Raw genomic sequence first — 21,882 nt, 5'->3', positions numbered from 1 at the left:
ATTAAATAAGATGAAAATATTAGTTTGCATCAGCAATGTGCCTGATACTACTTCAAAAATTAATTTTACAAACGGTGATACTGAGTTTGACACTAATGGAGTTCAATTTGTAATTAACCCAAATGACGAATTTGGTTTAACTAGAGCAGTTCAAATGAAAGAGCAACAAGGTGCTACTGTGACTGTTGTTAATGTTGGATTAGCTGATTCTGAAGCTACATTAAGAAAAGCATTAGCCATTGGTGCAGATGATGCTATTCGTATTAATGCAAACCCAACTGACGGAACATTTGTTGCAAAACAATTAGCAGAAGTAGCTAAACAAGGAGGTTATGATTTAATTATCGCTGGAAAAGAATCTTTAGATTATAATGGTGGAATGGTTCCTGGAATGTTATCAGCTTCATTAGGATATAATTTTATAAATTCTTGTATCGATTTAACTGTTGATGGAACAAATGCAAAAGCAATGCGTGAAATTGATGGTGGAAAAGAAACCCTTTCTACAACTTTACCTTTGGTGGTTGGTGGTCAAAAAGGAATAGTTGAAGAAAAAGACCTTCGTATTCCAAATATGAGAGGAATTATGCAAGCTCGTACTAAAGCAATTAATGTTGTTGAACCGACAAACAATGATACAGCAACAAAAGCAGTGAAATTTGAAAAACCTGCTCCAAAATCTGCTGTTAAATTGGTAAGTGCAGACAACTTAGACGAATTAGTAAACTTATTACATAACGAAGCAAAAGTTATTTAGTTACGAATTATAAATTACAAATTACGAAATCTTTAAATTATTAAATTTTTCAATCTTTAAAACAAAAATTATGTCATTATTAATATATGCAGAATCTGCAGAAGGAAAATTTAAAAAAGTTGCTTTTGAATTAGCTTCTTATGCTAAAAAAGTTGCAGATTCATTAGGAACAACTGTTACTGCTGTAACAATCAATGCTGGTTCAACAGCTGAATTAGCCAATTATGGAGTTGATAAAGTTTTAAAAGTAAACAACGATTCTTTATCAAAATTTAATGCAAAAGCTTATGCCGATGTAGTTAAACAAGCTGCAGAAAAAGAAGGAAGCAAAGTAATTGTACTTTCTTCAACTACAGACAGTTTATATTTAGCACCATTAGTTGCATCACACTTAAATGCTGGATACGCTTCAAATGTTGTAGCTTTACCAGTAAGCACAAGTCCATTTCAAGTAAAACGTACTGCTTTTTCAAACAAAGCATTTAATATCACTGAAATCTCTACTGACGTTAAAGTATTAGCTTTAGCTAAAAACTCATTTGGATTAGTAGAAACTAGCTCTTCTCTTTCCGAGGAAGATTTTAACCCATCATTAAACGATGCTGATTTTTCAGTAAAAGTTGAAAATGTTGAAAAAGTAACCGGAAAAGTTACAATTGCGGATGCTGAAATCGTTGTTTCTGCTGGTCGTGGATTAAAAGGCCCTGAAAACTGGGGAATGATTGAAGAATTAGCTTCTGTTCTTGGAGCAGCAACTGCTTGTTCAAAACCTGTTTCAGATATTGGTTGGAGACCTCATAGCGAACACGTTGGTCAAACAGGAAAACCAGTAGCAGCTAACTTATATATTGCTGTCGGAATTTCTGGTGCAATTCAACACATTGCTGGTATCAATTCATCAAAAGTAAAAGTGGTAATCAACACTGATCCAGAAGCTCCTTTCTTCAAAGTGGCTGATTATGGAGTTGTTGGAGATGCATTTGAAGTAGTTCCTAAATTAATCGAAAAATTAAAAGCTTTCAAAGCAGCAAACGCTTAAAAAGCTTTGTTCAAAAATAAATTATATTAAAATTAGAGTTATCTTTGTTTAGATAGCTCTTTTTTTTATTTTTGGAGCGAATGGCTTGGTCTGTATTTTTGCAACCTTTTTCCTGCTATACGTTACAATCTTTAGTTTTGTTTAATCAACAAAACTAAAGTATTTTCACTGCTATCAGGGCTATTGATGAAATGTATTGATTATTTATTAATGTAAGGCTTGACTTAAAAATCAACTCTTAACTTACACAAAGAATGAGTTTAGTAAAATTAACTATAAAAGGAATATCCTACAGTCAAACTCAAAATGGTGCTTATGCACTTATTTTAAATGAAGTTGATGGTGAACGCAAATTACCAATTGTCATTGGAGCTTTTGAAGCACAATCCATTGCCATTGCTCTTGAAAAAGAAATAAAACCTCCAAGACCTTTAACACACGATTTATTCAAAAGTTTTGCAGATAGATTTGATATTGTAGTAAAACAAGTAATCATTCATAAATTGGTTGATGGTGTTTTTTATTCCAGTATCATTTGCGAAAGAGACAAAATTGAAGAGATTATTGATGCTCGAACTTCCGATGCAATTGCTCTTGCTTTGCGTTTTCAAGCACCCATTTTTACCTATAAAAATATTTTAGATAAAGCCGGAATTTATCTAAACACAAATCCTATAGAAGACGACATTGAAAACGTAGAGAATGATGATGTCTTATCAACTCCAGAAACTTTTGGCTTAGAAGATGAATCTCCAAAAGGAGAATCTTTTAGTCAATACTCTGTGGAAGAATTATATACCAAATTAGAAGAAGCTGTTCAAAATGAAGATTATGAAAAAGCAGCTCGCATTCGTGATGAAATATCAAAAAAAGAATCTTAACAAAACTAACCAAACAAAATGTTTAAAAAAATAGTTTTTTTGTTGGCTGTATTTTTCAGCTTCAGTGTCATAAATGCTCAAGAAATTGAGAGAAAATGGCAATTAACTTCGTCTCAAAATGATTATTTAGAACTACTTAAAGGCTCCTATAAACTTCAAATTGCAACCGATAGCATTAATCAACAAGGAGATTACTTAATTCAAGATAATTTCATCTTTTTATTTGAAAATGGTTCTGATTCACCTACAAAAAGATTTGTAATTGAAGCTAAAACCGATTCCACTTTAGTAATCAAAAACAGAGGAAAAGCCTATTCTTTTTTTGCATCAAACAAAGAAGTTAAAACAGAAACAACAGCTCAACTTATTAAAAGTGAAGGAATTTCTTTTACAAGTATTTGGAGAGGAATTCTCGGAATGTTATCTCTTTTAGGAATTGCTTACCTTTTTAGTGCTAATAAAAAAGCTATTAATTGGAAAACAGTTGGTTTAGGAATTGCTGCCCAATTAATTTTAGCCATTGGTGTTTTAAAAGTTCCTTTTGTAAAAGCTGGCTTTGAATTTGTTGGAAATTTATTCGTTTTAGTACTTGACTTCACAAGAGCTGGAAGTGAATTCCTTTTAGGAGGAATGATGAATATTGAAAGTTTTGGATTTATATTTTTATTCCAAGTTTTACCAACCATTATCTTTTTCTCAGCTTTAACTTCTTTATTGTTTTATTTAGGAGTAATTCAAATCATAGTTAAAGGTTTAGCTACAGTTTTAACAAAATTATTATCAATCTCTGGAGCAGAAAGTTTATCAGTAGCTGGAAATATATTTTTAGGACAAACTGAAGCACCACTTATGATTAAAGCTTATTTAGAAAAAATGAATAAGTCTGAAATTTTATTAGTTATGGTTGGTGGAATGGCAACTGTTGCTGGTGGAGTTTTAGCCGCTTACATAGGTTTCCTTGGTGGAAATGACCCTGTGTTACGTTTAGAATTTGCTAAACACTTATTGGCTGCATCAGTTATGGCTGCACCAGGAGCCATTGTTATTTCAAAAATGCTATATCCGCAAACAGAAGAAATTAATACTAATGTAGAAGTTTCTAAAGAAAAAATTGGTTCAAACATATTAGACGCTATTTCAACTGGAACTACTGAAGGTTTAAAATTAGCAGCAAATGTAGCAGCCATGTTATTAGTTTTCATAGCATTTATCGCAATGATAAATTATACACTTGGTTGGATTGGTGGTTGGACTGGATTGAACGAAGTAATTGCAAACAATACTCCATACAAAGCATTCTCATTGGAAACTATTTTAGGAATTATATTTTCTCCTTTAATGTGGTTGATTGGAGTTGCTTCTGAAGACATGATGTTAATGGGACAACTTTTAGGGGTAAAGTTAGCTGCTTCAGAATTTGTAGGATATATCCAATTAGCTGAATTAAAAAATATGGCAAGCAACATTCATTTTACTTATGATAAATCGGTGATTATGGCAACGTATATGTTGTGTGGATTTGCCAACTTTGCTTCTATTGGAATTCAAATCGGAGGAATCGGTTCATTAGCACCAAACCAACGTAAAACATTGTCAGAATTTGGATTAAAAGCTGTTATCGGTGGAAGTTTAGCTTCTTTATTATCAGCAACAATAGCTGGAATGATTATTGGGTAAATTTCTAAATTCTAAATTAAAATAAAATGAAACAATATCACGACTTAGTAAAACACGTTTTAGAACACGGAAATCAAAAAGGAGATAGAACAGGAACAGGAACAAAAAGCGTTTTTGGTTATCAAATGCGTTTTGATTTGAGTGAAGGTTTTCCAATGGTAACTACTAAAAAACTGCATTTAAAGTCTATTATATATGAATTGCTTTGGTTTTTAAAAGGTGATACAAATATTGCCTATTTAAAAGAAAATGGTGTTAAAATTTGGGATGATTGGGCTGATGAAAATGGAGATCTAGGTCCCGTTTATGGCTATCAATGGAGAAATTGGAATGGTGAAGAAATTGACCAAATCACAGAATTAATAGAAACTTTAAAAAACAACCCAAACAGCAGAAGAATGTTAGTTTCAGCTTGGAATCCAAGTGTTTTACCAGATACTTCAAAATCTTTTGCAGAAAATGTGGCTAACAATAAAGCTGCTTTACCACCTTGTCATGCATTCTTTCAATTTTATGTAGCTGATGGAAAATTGAGTTGTCAATTGTATCAAAGAAGTGCTGATATCTTTTTAGGTGTTCCTTTCAATATTGCTTCTTATGCTTTGTTTACCATGATGGTTGCACAGGTTTGTGATTTACAAGTAGGTGACTTTGTGCACACTTTTGGTGATGCTCACATTTACAATAACCACTTGGAACAATTGGAATTACAACTTTCAAGAGAATGCAGGCCACTTCCAAAAATGATTCTAAATTCTGAAGTTAAAAACATTTTTGATTTTACTTTTGACGATTTCACTTTAGAAGGGTATGATCCTCATCCACATATTAAAGGAGCTGTTGCTGTTTAAAATTTGATTATGAAGAATCTATTTTTACTTTCGTTTTTATTTATTGGTTTAATTTCTTTTGCTCAAGATGAAGAAAACTACAAAACTGTTTTTGAAACTGTTGAACAAAACTGTGATTCCATTAAAAATTTAAAATTTTGTTATCTCAAAAGATTTCAATTAATCGTTCAGAAAAAATTTTCAGAAGAAATAAACTTAAATAATAAATTATCTAAAAATATAGGTGATGATATTTATATGGAAATTGAAATAGATACTACTGGAAAGTTTATAATTAATAAATTGTCTACCAAATCTAAAGATTTCGAAAAATCGCTAAACAAATTAGTAGAATCATTACCTAGAATAAAAGTATTTGAAAATGAAAATCAAAAGAAAGTAAAATTAGAAGCAATTCTTGATTTTCAGTTATATAAAATTAATTTTGATAGATATATTGAACCAGAAGGTAAAAAAGATTTATCGCTTTTAGAAGCTCCACGATTTGAAAGTTGCAGATCTATTAAAGACGAGGAGAATAGTAAAAAATGCCTTATGCTACAAATGAACAATCATATTATTCAAAATTTTAGATATCCAACAAAAGCATTAAACAAAAATATTTCAGGAAGAACTGTTGGTGCTTTTATAATTACTAAAGAAGGATTTGTTACAAATTACATTGTTTATGATGCAGATATTTTATTATTAAAAGAAACATTAAGAATTTTAAAGCTACTTCCTAAATTTATTCCAGGAAAATATAATAATGAAAATGTAGCGGTTTCATATGCTCAGCCCTTAAAATTTAAATTGAATTAAAATGCTAACACTAATTGCAGCAGCTTCAGAAAATAATGCTCTTGGAAAAGACAACGACTTAGTTTGGCATTTACCAGATGATTTTAAACGTTTTAAAGCCTTAACTTCTGGTCATTTTATTATAATGGGAAGAAAAACATTTGAAAGTTTTCCAAAACCGTTACCTAACAGAACGCACGTAATCATAACTAGACAAAAAGATTATGATGTTCCCGAAGGTTGTATTGTGGTAAATAGCCTAAAAAAAGCTATTGAAGTTTGTCCAGAAAATGAAGAGATTTTCATCATTGGTGGTGGCCAAATTTACAAACAATCTATCGAAATTGCTGATAAAATTGAATTAACAAGAGTTCATACTACTGTTGAAGCTGATGCCTTTTTTCCAGAAATTGATGAAGATGTTTGGGAAGTCATTCAATCTGAATATCATCCAAAAGACGAAAAACACAAATATGATTTTACGTATTTAACGTTTGTTAAAAGGTAATAATTATTTGATTATGATTATAAATCGTACTTTTGCAGTCCAATAAAAACAAAATGGCAAAAAATATAAAACCATACAAAGATTCTGATTTAAGTAAAAAAGAGCAAGTTGCCCAAATGTTTGATAATATTTCGGGTAATTATGATGGCTTAAACCGAGTGATTTCATTTGGAACAGATGCAAAATGGAAACAAAAAATCTTAAAAATGGTTGCTTCTAAACAACCTTCTACTATTTTAGATATTGCAACTGGAACAGGTGATTTAGCTATTTTATTTGCCTCAACATCTGCCAAAGAAATTATTGGTTTAGATATTTCTCAAGGTATGCTAGATATTGGAAAGAAAAAAATTCAAGAAAAAAACTTAGATTCAAAAATAAAAATGGTTTTAGGTGATGGTGAAAATATTCCTTATCCTGATAATTATTTTGATGTTATTACGGTTGCTTATGGTGTTCGTAATTTTGAAAATCTTGAAAAAGGATTGTCTGAAATTTTAAGAACAATAAAATCTGGAGGACAATTAATAATTCTTGAAACTTCTGTTCCTACAAAATTTCCTTTTAAACAAGGTTATGCATTTCATTCAAAATTTATTTTACCTTTGGTCGGAAAATTGTTTTCAAAAGACAAAGCAGCTTATAGTTATTTGTCAGATTCTGCCAATGAATTTCCTTTTGGAGAAGCTTTGAACAATATTTTACGAAAAATTGGGTTTATAGATGTACAGCATCTTCCTCAAACATTTGGAGTTGCTACAATTTATCATGCATCTAAGAAGTAATTGCTAAAAATGAAGAAGTTTTTTATAATTTGTTTTGCCTTATTTACAATTTCAAGTCAAGCTCAGTTTGGAAAAGATCCTATAATTAATTTAGAAAATTTTCAAAAAAGCAGAGTACATTGGGGTTTTTATTTAGGTTTTAATTTTTATGATTTTCAGTTTGATTACAAATCAATCACTAAAGATTTAGAAGTTCAAAACACTACTGGTTTTAATGTTGGACTAATCGGAAATTTAAGACTTCATGAATACATTGACTTGCGTTTTGAACCAGGTTTGTATTACACGGAACGAAATTTAATTTATCCTGATATTATTGACCCAGTTGACCGATTTAGAGAAGTAAAATCGACATACATTCATTTTCCTCTTTTATTAAAATTTTCATCAAAACGTTTTGGAAATGTTAGACCTTATTTAGTTGGAGGAGTTTCAAGAAGTTTGAACTTGAGCAGTTTTGAAGACTCTCCAGACGATAATGAGTCTGATGTTTTTAGAATGACTAAATGGACCAATAACTACGAAATTGGTTTTGGAGTTGATTTATATTTGGAATACTTTATCTTTTCACCATCAATTAGAGGTGTTTTCAGCATGAATGATGAATTAGTTAGAGACAAAGACCCAAACAGTCAATGGACTTCAAACATTGATGCAATGCGAACAAGAGGTGTTTTCTTGAATTTTTCGTTCCACTAATTATTTCTACAAAATTCACTTAAAACAATAGCTGTGGCTGTAGCTACATTCAAACTTTCTGTTTGTTGCAAAGTTCCAAAACGTGGAATTGTGATTTTATGAGTAATTAATTGTTGAATTTCTGGACTAATTCCATTAGATTCATTTCCTAAAACAATAATTGCTGGTTGCAATAATTTTTCAGCGTAAATATTCTCACCTTCTAAAAGCGTTCCATAAACAGGAACTTTTGCGGAAAGTAATTCTTTTTTCAAATCGCAATACATCACATTTACTCTAGCAATAGAACCCATTGTTGACTGAATTACTTTTGGATTATAAACATCAACTGTTGCTTCACTACAAAGTATATTTTGAACACCAAACCAATCAGCCAATCGTATAATCGTACCCATATTTCCTGGATCACGAATATCATCTAAAGCAATTTGTAATGTATTTGAATAATCAATTTTAACTTTTTCTGGAATAATAAAAACAGCTAAACATTCGTTTGGAGTTACAAGTGCACTAATGCTTTTTAATTCGGCTTCCGAAATATAATTTAATTTACTTTTTTCAACATTTGGGAATAATTCTTGCGTTGTAAATAATTCAACCAATTCATAATTGGAATTGAGTAATTCTTGAATTACTTTTACACCTTCAGCAATGAATAATTGATACAGTTTTCTGTATTTTTTTTGTTGAAGACTTTTTATTAGTTTAATTTGATTTTTACTAATCATAAAAAGAAGTATTTTTGAACCAATATATACTGAAAATTGAAATATAATTTCTCAAAAATAACATTATTAATTGTAATAACTGCAATTATCTACTCTTGTTCTCCTTTAATGCGAGTGCCTGATGATGAAATGTTGTTGGTAAAGAATGAAATCATTGTTGACAATCAAAAGGTTGCTAATGACAGCATTCAGGTTCTGTTATACCAAAAACCTAATTCTAGTTTTTTAAAAATTCCTATTCGACTTTATTTATATCATTTAAGTAAAAAAAATGCTGATTCTTCTTATGTGGCTTGGCTCAATAAAAAACCAAACCGAAAAGAAAATCTAATCAAATTACTTTCTGAAAAACAAGTCAACCGTTTGGGAGAATCTTTTTTAGTAAAAGGATACAGTAATTTCTTTAAAAAAGTTGGAGAAGCTCCAGTTCTTATTGATGAGAATAAAATTGAAAAATCTAAAAAACGTTTAAATGGTTATTATAAAAATATAGGATATTTTGACAATGAAGTAAAAGCCCAAATTGATTCTGTCGGCAAAAAACAAGGTAAAGTAATTTATACTTTAGTAAAAAACGAGCCTTACATTATTGATACAATTGCTTCAATAATTGATACTAAAGTAATTGATAGTATGTATCAATCCATAAAAAGCAAATCTTATTTAAAGCGAAACAAAAAATATATAGTTACTGATTTTGAAAATGAACGCAAAAGAATAACCAATCATTTTAGGAATAACGGTGCTTATTATTTTCAAGAAAATGACATTAGTTATGATGTGTATCAGGATACTATAACTAAAAAATTGGCCGTAGATGTAAAAATCAATGATAGAAATCTAACAATCGATGAAGTCAACTATAAAATTCCACACAAAATTTATAAAATTGAAAAAGTAAATATATATGTAGATAATGATGCTATCAAAAATAAATCTACAATCACAGATAGTCTCACTTACAACAACTATACTATTTATGGTTCAAAAAAAATAAAATATAGACCAAAAGCAATTGCTAATGCCGTTTTTATCAATGAAGGTGATTATTACAATGATAATTCAAGATATTTAACAACTCGTTCGTTGAGTAGTTTAAATGTTTTTAACTATCCTAATATTGACTACAAAGAAAGTAAAGACAGTACCGCTTTAATTACCAATATAAATTTATCTCCACTAAAAAAGTATAACCTAAATCCAAATGTAGATTTTATACATTCAAATATTCAAGACTTTGGAATTTCAGGAAATTTATCGGTTACGTTTCGAAATGTTTTTAGAGGTGCTGAATTGTTACAAGTTTCAACAAGAGGAAATATTGGATCTTCAAAAGACTTAGCTAATCCAAAAGGAGTGTTTTTTAACTTATCTGAATATGGAGCAGATGCTAAATTAACTTTTCCAAGAATATTTTTCCTATTTCCAACCTCAAGATTAATAAAAAAGGAAATGTTGCCTTCCACAAATATTTCAGTGGGTTTATTTAGACAAACTAATATTGGACTTGATAAAGAAAACGTTTCTGGAATTATTGATTACAATTGGACTAGAAAAATCAATAACGTTTCAAAATTTGAGTTATTGAACCTTCAGTTTGTAAGAAACTTAAATATCAATAATTATTTCAACGTTTATGGCTCATCTTATGATGACTTGAATGACATTGCATTAATTTACAATGATAACATCAATTATGAAAATGCTGATGGAAACCTAACTCCTGAAGGAGCTGTAGCTTTTATTAATGATGTTGTAAGTGGAAATACTGCATTATCTCCAAATGACAATCCATACGAAACAGTAAGAAGTATTGGAGAAAGAAGACAACGATTAATTGAAAATTATTTAATAGCTGCTTCTAGTTTCACCTTTTCAACCACAAACAAAACGGATATTTATGATTATAATTTCTATAATTTAAAAGTAAAATTAGAAACTGCAGGAAATGTTCTTTCACTTTTATCAAATGTTGTGGAACAACCTTATAGCGACAATGGGAAAAGAACTCTTTTTGGAGTTGAATATACACAATACATTAAAGGTGATTTTGAATATATAAAACATTGGGATTTAGGCAGAAAAAGAAGTTATGCTATGAGAGGTTTTGTTGGTTTGGCAGTTCCTTATGGAAATTCCAATTCTATTCCATTTTCAAAAAGTTACTTTTCTGGTGGTTCAAATGACAATAGAGGTTGGCAACCTTATGCTCTTGGACCAGGTTCAAGCGGAGGAATAAATGACTTCAATGAAGCTAATTTTAAAATGGCTTTTAATGCTGAATATCGTTTCCCATTTTTTGGTCAATTGTATGGTGCTTTTTTTGCTGATGCAGGAAACATTTGGAATGTATTTGATAACGTAGAAGATAAATCTTATACCTTCAACGGAATTTCCTCTTTAAAAGATATTGCATTAGGAACTGGTATTGGATTTCGATATGATTTTAGTTTTTTTGTATTCCGTTTAGATTTTGGATATAAAACCTATAATCCAGGAAGACCAGAAAACGACAGATGGTTTAAAGACCTTAATTTAGGAAGAACTGTTCTAAATTTTGGAATAAATTACCCATTCTAATTTTTAAAATTCTTATTTTTGTCAAACTAAATTAAAACATACTAACTATGGCTCACAATATTAAACCTGGAGTTGCTACCGGAGACGATGTACAAAATATATTTAAATACGCTAAAGAAAAAGGCTTTGCTTTACCTGCAGTAAATGTTGTAAGTTCAAGTACAGTTAATAGTGTAATGGAAACTGCTGCTAAATTAAACGCACCAGTAATTATTCAATTTTCAAATGGTGGAGCACAGTTTAATGCTGGTAAAGGTCTTTCAAATGCAAATGAAAAAGCTGCCATTTTAGGTGGAATTGCTGGAGCAAAACACATCCATGAATTAGCGGAAGCTTATGGTGCAACCGTAATTCTTCATACTGATCATTGTGCTAAAAAATTATTACCTTGGATTGATGGTTTATTAGAGGCTTCTGAAAAACATTTTGCAGAAACAGGAAAACCTTTATATAGTTCTCACATGATTGATTTATCTGAAGAACCAATCGAAGAAAATATTGAAATTTGTAAAGCTTATTTAGCTCGTATGAGTAAAATAGGAATGACATTAGAAATAGAATTAGGAATCACTGGTGGTGAAGAAGATGGTGTAGACAACAGTGATGTAGATAGTTCAAAACTATACACTCAACCAGAAGAAGTAGCTTATGCTTACGAAGAGTTGATGAAAGTTAGTCCTCGTTTTACAATTGCAGCAGCTTTTGGTAACGTTCATGGTGTTTATAAACCAGGAAACGTAAAATTAACTCCAAAAATCTTAAAAAATTCTCAAGAATACATCCAAAAAAACTACAAAACTGAAGCAAACCCTATTGATTTTGTTTTCCATGGTGGAAGTGGTTCAACTGTTGAAGAAATTAGAGAAGCAATTGGTTATGGTGTAATTAAAATGAACATCGATACTGATTTACAATTCGCTTATACTGAAGGAGCAAGAGATTATATGGTTTCGAATATTGAATATCTAAAAACTCAAATTGGAAATCCAGATGGAGATGATGTTCCAAATAAAAAATATTATGACCCAAGAAAATGGGTTCGTGAAAGTGAACTTACTTTTATCAAAAGATTAGAACAAGCTTTCACAGATTTAAATAACGTAAACACATTATAATAATTTAGAATTTAGAATTTAGAATTTAGAAATCATGGTTTCAAATTCTAAATTCTGATTTCTGACTTCTAACTTCAAGAATTATGGCTTGGTTTAAAAGAAAAGAAAAAGGTATTCAAACAGCTACGGAAGACAAAAAAGATGTACCAAAAGGTTTATGGTATAAATCTCCAACAGGAAAAGTTGTCGATACAGAAGAATTAGCAAAAAATTTATGGGTTAGTCCTGAAGATGATTTTCATGTAAGAATTGGAAGTAAAGAATATTTCGAAATCTTATTTGACGAAAACACATTTAAAGAATTAGATGCCAAGTTAACTTCTAAAGATCCTTTAAAGTTTGAAGACACCAAAAAATACAATGAGCGTCTAAAAGAAGCCATGAAAAAAACAGAATTGAAAGATGCTGTTAGGACTGCTGTTGGTAAATCAAAAGGAAAAGATTTAGTTGTTTGTTGTATGGATTTTGCTTTTATTGGTGGTTCAATGGGAGCTGTTGTAGGAGAAAAAATTGCACGTGGAATTGATTATTCAATCAAAAATAAAGTTCCTTTTGTAATGATTTCAAAATCTGGTGGAGCTCGTATGATGGAAGCTGCTTATTCTTTAATGCAATTAGCAAAAACTTCAGCAAAACTTGCCCAATTAGCTGATGCAAAAATTCCATACATTTCTTTATGTACTGACCCAACAACTGGTGGAACTACTGCTTCTTATGCCATGTTAGGTGACATTAATATTGGTGAACCTGGAGCTTTAATTGGTTTTGCAGGTCCAAGAATTGTTAAAGATACGACAGGAAAAGATTTACCTGATGGATTTCAAACTTCAGAGTTTTTATTAGAACACGGTTTCCTAGATTTTATAGCTCACAGAAAAGAGCTGAAAAACAAAATCAATCTTTATATAGATTTGATTTTAAATCAAGAAATCAGATAATAAAAAAATCCCATTCTTAATTTGAATGGGATTTTTTATTCTTTATTTTTAAAAAACGGAATTACATTCCTGTTCTAATAGCTTCTACAGGATCTAATTTTGAAGCGGTAATTGCTGGAATAATTCCAGAAAGCAATCCAATAAAAGCTGCTAATCCAGTTCCTAATAGCATATTTGAAGCACTCAAAACAAATTCAAAGTCCAAAGCACTCGATAATACTAAAGCAATTATCCAAACTAAAAACATTCCAATTAAACCTCCAATTAAAGATAAAATAACAGCTTCAAACAAAAATTGAAACAAAATAAACTTATTCTTTGCTCCTAATGCTTTTTGAATTCCAATTAAATTAGTTCTTTCTTTTACAGAAACGAACATAATATTTGCAATACCAAAACCTCCAACAAGCAATGAAAAAGCACTTATCACCCATCCTATCATGTTCATTTGACCTACAATATTATCGATAAAATCAGTAAACCCAGATAAAACATTCATGAAAAAATTATTAATTTCACCTGGTTTTACACCTCGTAATGTTCGCAATTTCTGACTCACATCTGCTTTAAATTCTTCTATATCTATTCCTTTTTCAGGTTTAATTAAAATAGCTGGTGTTAAAGATTGATTGTTATCACCATACATTCTTCTCAAAAAATTAACTGGAAAAAATACGGCAACATCATTACTATCACCAAACATTCCTTGTCCTTGTTTTTTCAAAACTCCAATAACTGTAAATTTTTGACCATACAATCTTATTTTTTTTCCTAATGGATTTGAGTTCCCAAATAAACCCTCTGCTACTTCACTTCCTATTACAATAACTGGTGAACCTGAATTAGATTCTGATTCATTAAACAATCTTCCACTTTCAATTTTAAAAGATTCTATGTCAAAAAATTCATTTGTTGATGGTTTTACACGAATTGAGTTAACTGTTTTATTTTCGTATTTTATGTTTTCATTTCTGGTAAACATATTAAAAGACATTTTATCAACTCCATTAACAGAGCGTTTTAATGTTTCAAATTCTTCGTAAGTAACATTAGGAAATTGTTCTCTTTTCCAACGAGGAACTTCAGAAGGTCCAAATGAAAACTTCATCAAATAGATTGTATTCATATCCATGTCACTCAAATCATCTTTGATTTTTTTGTCCATTGAATCAACAGCTGCTAAAACTGCAATAATAGAAAAAATACCAATTGTAACACCTAATAATGACAATAGTGTACGAAGTTTATTATTTCGTAAAGCGTTTAAGGCAAACTGCAAACTTTCTCCAAGTAATCGTAAGTATAAAATCATAATCTTGTTTGATTACTTATAAGTAGAATTAATTTTGAATTTGTTACATAAAAAAACAAAAAAACACTTATAATTATTCTTGAATCTTATGTTAACAATAACTACTTTTGCATCACTAAAACATCATTAAAATCTAAAATCAATTTAGATTAAACAAACAACACACATGACAGCTACAAAAAAAATCAATTCGGCACTTATTTCTGTCTTTGACAAAACTGGTTTAGAGCCAATAGTTAAGGCACTTCACAAAAATAATGTTACCATTTATTCAACTGGTGGAACTGAATCTTTTATTAAAGAATTAGGAATTCCTGTTGTTGCAGTGGAAGATGTAACTTCTTATCCTTCAATTCTTGGTGGAAGAGTTAAAACATTACATCCAAAAGTTTTTGGTGGAATCCTTAACCGTCAAGACAACGAAAGTGATGTAGCTCAAATGAAAGAATTTGATATTCCGCAACTTGATTTAGTTATTGTAGATTTATATCCTTTTGAAAAAACAGTTGCAAGTGGTGCTAGTGAAGCTGATATCATTGAAAAAATAGATATTGGTGGAATTTCTTTAATTAGAGCTGCTGCTAAAAACTTCAAAGACACAGTAATTGTTGCTTCAGTCAATGATTATGTTCCTTTTTTAAATTTCTATACAGAAAATGAAGGAGGTACAACTTTAGAAAACAGAAGATTATTAGCAACTAGAGCTTTTAATGTTTCATCTCATTATGATTCTGCTATTTTTAATTATTTCAATGCTACTCACGAAGAAGCTGTTTTAAAAATTAGTGAAACTAACGGAAATGTACTTCGTTATGGAGAAAATCCTCATCAAAAAGGGTTCTTCTTTGGTCAATTTGATGAAATGTTTAGCAAATTACATGGTAAAGAGTTATCATACAATAATTTATTAGATGTTGATGCTGCCGTAAATTTAATGAGCGAGTTTAAAAATGACGAACCAACATTTGCTATTTTAAAACACAACAATGCTTGTGGAATTGCTTCAAGAAAAACTATGAAAGAAGCCTATCTTGATGCTTTAGCTGGTGATCCAACTTCTGCTTTTGGTGGTGTTTTAATTGCAAATGGAAAAATTGACAAAGCAACTGCTGAAGAAATTAATAAATTATTCTGTGAAGTAGTTATTGCTCCAGATTATGACAATGATGCCATTGAAATTCTTGAAGAAAAGAAAAATAGAATTATTTTAGTTCAAAAAGATACTGCTTTACCAACAACTACAGTAAGAACTTGTTTAAATGGAGTTCTTGTTCAAGATAAAGATAATGTAACTGATACTAAAGAGCATTTAAAAAACGTTACTATAGCTAAACCTACTAATGAAGAGATTGAAGATTTAATTTTTGCCTCTAAAATTTGTAAGCATACAAAATCAAACACAATTGTTTTTGCAAAAAACAAACAACTTTGTGCTTCAGGAACAGGTCAAACTTCTAGAGTAGATGCTTTAAGACAAGCTGTTGACAAAGCTATATCATTTGATTTTGATTTAACTGGAGCAGTTATGGCAAGTGATGCTTTCTTCCCTTTTCCTGATTGTGTAGAACTAGCAAATAAAGCTGGAATTACAGCAGTTATTCAGCCTGGAGGTTCAATTAAAGATGAGCTAAGTATCAATTATTGTAACGAAAATAATGTTGCAATGGTATTTACTGGAATTCGTCATTTTAAACATTAATTTTATTACTTTTGTAATCATACATATCTAACTAGTAACTAATACCCTTTTTAAAATATGGGATTTTTTGATTTCATGACCGAGGATATCGCTATTGACCTTGGAACCGCAAATACCTTAATCATACATAACGACAAAGTTGTAATTGATAGCCCATCTATTGTAGCTCGCGATAGAATTACTGGAAAAATTATTGCTGTTGGTAAAGAAGCCAGTATGATGCAAGGTAAAACGCATGAAAATATCAAAACAATTCGTCCCTTAAAAGATGGTGTTATTGCTGACTTTGATGCATCGGAAAAAATGATAAATATGTTTATCAAAAGTATTCCAGCGTTAAAGAAAAGATTATTTACTCCAGCATTAAGAATGGTGATTTGTATTCCTTCTGGAATTACTGAAGTGGAAATGCGTGCTGTAAAAGAATCTGCTGAACGTGTAAATGGAAAAGAAGTATATCTTATTCATGAACCTATGGCAGCAGCAATTGGTATTGGAGTAGACATCATGCAGCCTAAAGGAAACATGATTGTTGATATAGGTGGTGGAACAACAGAGATTGCAGTTATTGCTCTTGGAGGTATTGTATGTGATAAATCAGTAAAAATTGCAGGTGACGTTTTCACAAACGATATTATCTATTACATGAGAACGCAACACAATTTATTTGTGGGAGAAACTACTGCTGAGAAAATTAAAATCCAAATTGGTGCAGCTATTGAAGAATTAGAAAATGCTCCAGAAGATATGTCTGTTCAAGGTAGAGATTTACTTACCGGTAAACCAAAACAAGTTGACGTTTCTTATAGAGAAATTGCAAAAGCTTTAGATAAATCAATTCAACGAGTGGAAGATGCCGTAATGGAAACTTTATCGCAAACTCCTCCTGAATTAGCTGCTGACATTTATAACACTGGTATTTATTTAGCTGGTGGTGGTTCCATGCTTAGAGGTTTAGATAAACGAATATCTCTAAAAACGGATTTACCTGTTTATATCGCAGAAGATCCATTAAGAGCGGTTGTGCGAGGAACTGGAATGGCACTAAAAAACATCAACAAATACAAAGGAATACTTATCAAATAATAGAAAATATAAATGCAGCAAATAATAAACTTCTTTATTAAAAACAGCTATAGATTGCTGTTTTTGCTGCTTTTAGGCATATCTATTTATTTTACTATTCAAAACAATTCTTACCACAAAAGTAGAACAATTAGTTCAGCAAATTTTGTTAGTGGTTATGTCTATGAAAAAATTGATAATGCTAATAAGTATTTTGACTTAAAAGAGGTAAATCAAGAATTAGTTGAAGAAAACAGCTATTTAAAACAATTACTTTATAATAAAAAAGATACTATTCTTACTACTACAATTAATCTTCCTGAAAACTTACTACAATACAAAGTTATTCAAGCTAAAGTCATTAAAAATTCATTTGATGTTTATGACAACTTTTTAACATTGAATGCAGGAACAAAAGATGGATTGAAAGAAGACATGGGTGTTATAAACAGCAAAGGTGTAGTTGGAATTATTGATAAAACGACCAACAATTATGCAACAGTCTTGAGTATTTTAAATACCAAATCGCAATTAAATGCTAAAATCAAAAACACCAATCACTTTGGAACTTTAACTTGGGATGCTAAAAATGTAGGATACGTACAATTGATTGATGTACCAAGATTAGCAAACCTTAAAAAAGGAGATACTATTGTAACTGGTGGACAATCTGTTATTTTTCCTGAGAACATTCCAATTGGAAAAATTGACAAAGCTTATAAGGACAAAAACACAAATTATTATACCATTAGTGTACGTTTATTTAACGATATGACAAATGTTGGCTTTGTATATGTTATTGACAACAAAAAAAAATCAGAATTAATAGAATTACAAAACTCATATAATGAACAGTAATCTTATACTAAATATATTTAGATTCCTTGTTTTGATAGCTCTTCAAGTTTTGGTGTTTAACAACATCAAACTTTTTGGTTATCTAGACCCGTTTCCTTATGTGCTTTTTATAATTCTTTATCCTGTAAACAGCAACAAATCACTATTCATTTTTATGAGTTTTTTGCTGGGATTAACTTTGGACATGTTTAGTGATACTGGAGGAATTCATGCTACAGCTTGTTTAATTTTAGCCTACATTAGACCTTCTATTTTTAAATTCTCTTTTGGTTTAAGTTATGAATACCAAACTATTAAAATTGCTGAAAAAATATCTTCTGAACGAATTTCATTTATAGTTATTGCAGTTTTTATCCATCACTTTATAATTTATATGCTAGAATTATTGCGTTTTGGATTAATTTTAGATATATTCCTCAGAACACTATTAAACACTATATTCACTACATTAATTTGTATTTTGACTATATTTTTAATAAAACCAAATAGACGATGAGAAAAATATTATTACCAGCAATAGTAATTTTATCGGCAATCATTATTTTAGTCAGACTTTTTTATCTTCAAATTATTGACGATTCCTTAAAAATAAAGTCCGATAACAATGCTATAAAAATTGAATACGATTTTCCGGAACGTGGCTATATCTATGATAGAAATAATAAACTATTAGTTGCCAACCAGCCTTCTTATGATATCATGGTCGTTCCAAGAGAAATTAAGGATTTAGACACATTGCAACTTTGTGAATTGCTAAAAGTTGACATGGACTATTTCAATAAAAAACTTGACAAAGCTATTGTATATAGTAGAAGATTACCGTCTGTTTTTTTACCTCAATTGACAAAATTGGAATATGCTGCCTTTCAAGAAAAAATTCGAAAATTTAAAGGTTTCTATATTCAAAAACGTTTTTTACGTGATTATCAGATTAAAAACGCACCTAATGTTTTTGGATACATTAAACAAGTTAATGAAGGTATTATCAAAAAAAATCCTTACTATAAAAGTGGTGATTTGATAGGAGTTCAGGGTGTCGAACAAGAATATGAAGAAGTCTTAAGAGGTGTAAAAGGTGTAAAATATTTTCAAAAAGATAGATTTAATAAAATTATTGGATCATATAAAGATGGTAAATACGATACCATTCCAATTCAAGGAAAAGATTTAACATTAACTATTGATGCTGAATTGCAGAAATATGGTGAAGAATTAATGGTTAATAAAAGAGGTGGAATTGTAGCTATTGAACCTAAAACAGGTGAAATTTTAGCTCTAATTTCTGCTCCAACTTATGATCCTGCATTACTTGTTGGAAAAGATAGATCAAAAAATTACACCATGTTGTATTATGATTCTATTGCAAAACCTCTTTACGACAGAAGTTTGTTAGCTGAATATCCACCTGGTTCACCTTTTAAAATTTTAACGGGATTAATTGGCTTGCAAGAAGAAGTTATAGATGAAGAAACTGGTTTCATTTGTCGCCATGGATTTTCCTATGGTAGAGGTGCTTTTATGAAATGTCATGATTCTGGATTATCTAAATTACATAATGGAATTTATCGTTCATGCAATACTTATTTTGCCAATGTATTTAAGAAAACAATTGATAAATATAAAAATCCATCCTACAGTGTTGACAATTGGAACAGACATTTGCAAAGTTTTGGATTAGGTAATTATCTCGGTTATGATTTGCCCATCGGAAGAAAAGGTAGAATTCCTTCTTCTGCTTTATATGAAAAATTTTATCCAAATGGTGGTTGGAGAAGTAATACAATAATTTCAAACTCAATTGGTCAAGGTGAAATAGATGTTACACCAATGCAATTAGCCAATATGATGGCTGCTGTTGCCAATGAAGGATATTATTACACACCTCATATCGTAAAAAAAATCAAGGACTTTGAAATTGATAAAAAGTTTACAACAAAACATCAAACCACAGTAGAAAAACAATATTTTAAACCTGTAATTGAAGGCTTGTATGATGTTTATAATGTAGGAACAGCTTCAACATTAAAAGTTAAAGATTTAGCCATTTGTGGAAAAACAGGAACTGCAGAAAATTTCGTTAAAATTAATGGAAAAAGAACACAACTAACTGACCATTCTATTTTTGTGGCTTTTGCACCTAAAGATAATCCAAAAATTGCCATTGCTGTTTTAGTAGAAAATGGCTATTGGGGAAATCGTTGGGCTGGACCAATTGCTACTTTAATGATTGAAAAATATTTAAAAGGAGAAATTTCTAGAACGGACTTAGAAAAGAAGATGTTAAATGGAAGTTTACAATCTGAATATGCAAAAGTAACTAGTGGTCAACCTTTTACAATTAATCATTAGTTTATGAAAAACCAAAGTGTATCGAGCAATATTGATTGGATAACCGTTTTTATCTATATAACTTTAGTTATTATGGGTTGGATGAATATCTATTCTGCTTCTTTACCTTTGGAAGAAACTTATATTTTAGACACATCTCAAATCTACGGAAGACAACTGCTTTTCATTATTTTAACGCTTCCGATTATCTTAATACTCCTCAATATTAACGCTAAGATATTTGAGAAATTTTCCGTCATATTTTATATTATTGGAATACTCCTTTTATTAGGACTTTTTGTTTTTGGAAGCACCGTTAAAGGACAAACCAATTGGTACAAAATTGGAGGATTTGGTTTTCAACCTTCTGAAATAGTAAAAATGTCTTGTTCATTATTACTTGCTAAGTTTTTGAGTGATGCTCAAGTTAATTTAAAAATTAGAAAATTTCAATATATCGCGTTAGCGATAATTATGTTACCCGTAGGATTAATCATGTTGCAACCAGATGCTGGAAGTGCTATGATATTTTTAGCTCTTATTTTTGTATTAAACAGAGATGGCTTACCTTCTTGGTATTTATGGACTGGTGCCATTGCAATTGCAGTTTTCTTATTAGCTTTATTTGTAAAGCCTGTTTTTTTGATTTCTTGTATATTTTTAATTATGGTTATTCATTTTATATTGAATACTAAAATATCAAGAAACCCAATTGTCTATGTTTTACTTTTCATTTTGATTTCTGGCTTTACCTTTTCTGTTGATTATGTTTATGAAAATGTTTTAGAACCTCATCAAAAAGATCGTATCGATGTTTTATTTAACGATGATGTAGATATGAAAAATGAAGGTTACAATCTAAATCAATCCATGATTACAATTGGTTCTGGTGGATTATTAGGTAAAGGCTATTTAGAGGGAACACAAACAAAAGGAAACTTCGTTCCAGAACAACACACAGATTACATTTTTACAACGGTTGGAGAAGAATGGGGATTTGTAGGTTCGTTTGTAGTTATTGCCTTATTCGTAGCTTTAATTCTTCGAATAATAAAATTAGCAGAAAATCAAAAAAGTAAATTTAGTCGAGTTTATGGTTATTGTGTAGCTACAATTTTATTTACACACTTTTTTGTGAATTTAACTATGCTTATAAAACTATTCCCTACTATTGGAGTTCCGTTACCTTTCTTTTCATATGGTGGTTCTAGTTTATGGTCTTTTACGGTTTTATTGTTTATTTTTATAAAATTAGATGCCAATAAAGTTAATGAATGGTAAG

Annotated in this window: 20 protein-coding genes; 18 read left to right on the top strand and 2 right to left on the bottom strand. The window is 30.1% G+C overall.

Annotation, left to right across the window (positions count from 1 at the left end; all coding sequences use genetic code 11):
• The first annotated feature begins 10 nt into the window (after nt 1–10).
• The 9 genes from ACFO3U_RS02330 (at nt 11) to porT (ending at nt 7,977) form a co-directional block, all read left to right on the top strand.
• Nucleotides 11–757 carry an electron transfer flavoprotein subunit beta/FixA family protein gene (locus tag ACFO3U_RS02330; RefSeq protein WP_379738036.1) on the top strand — a complete coding sequence of 249 codons (747 nt, stop codon included), beginning with the start codon at nt 11–13 and terminating at the stop codon, nt 755–757.
• 70 nt (nt 758–827) lie between these two features.
• Nucleotides 828–1,796 carry an electron transfer flavoprotein subunit alpha/FixB family protein gene (locus ACFO3U_RS02325; protein WP_379738034.1) on the top strand — a complete coding sequence of 323 codons (969 nt, stop codon included), beginning with the start codon at nt 828–830 and terminating at the stop codon, nt 1,794–1,796.
• Between the two features lie 254 nt (nt 1,797–2,050).
• Entirely contained in the window at nt 2,051–2,677 is a 627-nt protein-coding gene (locus ACFO3U_RS02320; protein ID WP_379738032.1) for a bifunctional nuclease family protein, read from the top strand.
• Between the two features lie 18 nt (nt 2,678–2,695).
• The gene (locus tag ACFO3U_RS02315) at nt 2,696–4,354 is read left to right on the top strand and encodes a NupC/NupG family nucleoside CNT transporter (RefSeq protein ID WP_379738030.1); all 1,659 of its coding nucleotides are present in this window, start codon (nt 2,696–2,698) and stop codon (nt 4,352–4,354) included.
• A gap of 26 nt (nt 4,355–4,380) precedes the next feature.
• Entirely contained in the window at nt 4,381–5,205 is an 825-nt protein-coding gene (locus tag ACFO3U_RS02310; RefSeq protein WP_379738028.1) for a thymidylate synthase, read from the top strand.
• Nucleotides 5,206–5,214: 9 nt separating this feature from the next.
• Nucleotides 5,215–6,006: an energy transducer TonB gene (locus ACFO3U_RS02305; protein ID WP_379738026.1), complete on the top strand. Its 792-nt coding sequence runs from the start codon at nt 5,215–5,217 to the stop codon at nt 6,004–6,006.
• A gap of 1 nt (nt 6,007) precedes the next feature.
• Nucleotides 6,008–6,493: a dihydrofolate reductase gene (locus ACFO3U_RS02300; protein WP_379738024.1), complete on the top strand. Its 486-nt coding sequence runs from the start codon at nt 6,008–6,010 to the stop codon at nt 6,491–6,493.
• A gap of 53 nt (nt 6,494–6,546) precedes the next feature.
• Nucleotides 6,547–7,278: a bifunctional demethylmenaquinone methyltransferase/2-methoxy-6-polyprenyl-1,4-benzoquinol methylase UbiE gene (gene ubiE / locus ACFO3U_RS02295; RefSeq protein ID WP_379738023.1), complete on the top strand. Its 732-nt coding sequence runs from the start codon at nt 6,547–6,549 to the stop codon at nt 7,276–7,278.
• 9 nt (nt 7,279–7,287) lie between these two features.
• Nucleotides 7,288–7,977 (top strand): type IX secretion/gliding motility protein PorT/SprT, encoded by a 690-nt coding sequence (gene porT, locus ACFO3U_RS02290; protein WP_379738022.1) that lies wholly within the window; start codon nt 7,288–7,290, stop codon nt 7,975–7,977.
• Here the strand turns inward: porT and ACFO3U_RS02285 are convergent.
• Nucleotides 7,974–8,705: a TrmH family RNA methyltransferase gene (locus ACFO3U_RS02285; RefSeq protein WP_379738021.1), complete on the bottom strand. Its 732-nt coding sequence runs from the start codon at nt 8,703–8,705 to the stop codon at nt 7,974–7,976. The genes porT and ACFO3U_RS02285 overlap by 4 nt on opposite strands.
• Before the next feature lie 36 nt (nt 8,706–8,741).
• Between ACFO3U_RS02285 and tamL the strand changes: the two genes are divergently transcribed.
• From tamL to accD, 3 genes are all read left to right on the top strand, one after another.
• The gene (gene tamL / locus ACFO3U_RS02280; protein WP_379738020.1) at nt 8,742–11,285 is read left to right on the top strand and encodes a translocation and assembly module lipoprotein TamL; all 2,544 of its coding nucleotides are present in this window, start codon (nt 8,742–8,744) and stop codon (nt 11,283–11,285) included.
• Nucleotides 11,286–11,332: 47 nt separating this feature from the next.
• Nucleotides 11,333–12,400, top strand: a complete 1,068-nt coding sequence (gene fbaA, locus ACFO3U_RS02275) for a class II fructose-bisphosphate aldolase (protein ID WP_379738019.1) — start codon at nt 11,333–11,335, stop codon at nt 12,398–12,400.
• Between the two features lie 83 nt (nt 12,401–12,483).
• Nucleotides 12,484–13,338 (top strand): acetyl-CoA carboxylase, carboxyltransferase subunit beta, encoded by an 855-nt coding sequence (accD, locus tag ACFO3U_RS02270; RefSeq protein ID WP_379738018.1) that lies wholly within the window; start codon nt 12,484–12,486, stop codon nt 13,336–13,338.
• Nucleotides 13,339–13,399: 61 nt separating this feature from the next.
• On the opposite strand, the gene ACFO3U_RS02265 is transcribed toward accD, so the two are convergent.
• Nucleotides 13,400–14,650, bottom strand: coding sequence for an ABC transporter permease (locus ACFO3U_RS02265; protein WP_379738017.1), 1,251 nt, complete (start codon nt 14,648–14,650; stop codon nt 13,400–13,402).
• Nucleotides 14,651–14,816: 166 nt separating this feature from the next.
• Here ACFO3U_RS02265 and purH point away from each other — a divergent pair, with 166 nt between their 5' ends.
• The 6 genes from purH to rodA are packed head-to-tail and all read left to right on the top strand — an operon-like array spanning nt 14,817 to nt 21,881.
• Nucleotides 14,817–16,349 (top strand): bifunctional phosphoribosylaminoimidazolecarboxamide formyltransferase/IMP cyclohydrolase, encoded by a 1,533-nt coding sequence (purH, locus tag ACFO3U_RS02260; protein WP_379738016.1) that lies wholly within the window; start codon nt 14,817–14,819, stop codon nt 16,347–16,349.
• 57 nt (nt 16,350–16,406) lie between these two features.
• Nucleotides 16,407–17,435, top strand: a complete 1,029-nt coding sequence (locus tag ACFO3U_RS02255) for a rod shape-determining protein (protein ID WP_338376861.1) — start codon at nt 16,407–16,409, stop codon at nt 17,433–17,435.
• A gap of 12 nt (nt 17,436–17,447) precedes the next feature.
• Nucleotides 17,448–18,272, top strand: a complete 825-nt coding sequence (gene mreC, locus ACFO3U_RS02250; RefSeq protein ID WP_379738015.1) for a rod shape-determining protein MreC — start codon at nt 17,448–17,450, stop codon at nt 18,270–18,272.
• Nucleotides 18,262–18,768, top strand: coding sequence for a rod shape-determining protein MreD (locus ACFO3U_RS02245; RefSeq protein ID WP_379738014.1), 507 nt, complete (start codon nt 18,262–18,264; stop codon nt 18,766–18,768). Before mreC ends, ACFO3U_RS02245 begins: the two co-directional genes overlap by 11 nt.
• Nucleotides 18,765–20,621, top strand: a complete 1,857-nt coding sequence (gene mrdA / locus ACFO3U_RS02240; RefSeq protein WP_379738013.1) for a penicillin-binding protein 2 — start codon at nt 18,765–18,767, stop codon at nt 20,619–20,621. Before ACFO3U_RS02245 ends, mrdA begins: the two co-directional genes overlap by 4 nt.
• Nucleotides 20,622–20,624: 3 nt before the next feature.
• Entirely contained in the window at nt 20,625–21,881 is a 1,257-nt protein-coding gene (gene rodA / locus ACFO3U_RS02235; RefSeq protein WP_379738012.1) for a rod shape-determining protein RodA, read from the top strand.
• The last annotated feature ends 1 nt before the right edge of the window (nt 21,882 follow it).

Source organism: Flavobacterium ponti (assembly GCF_042652765.1).
GTDB lineage: Bacteria > Bacteroidota > Bacteroidia > Flavobacteriales > Flavobacteriaceae > Flavobacterium > Flavobacterium ponti.
The sequence above is the reverse complement of the archived record's forward strand: the minus strand, read 5'-3'. Positions and strand labels throughout refer to the sequence as shown.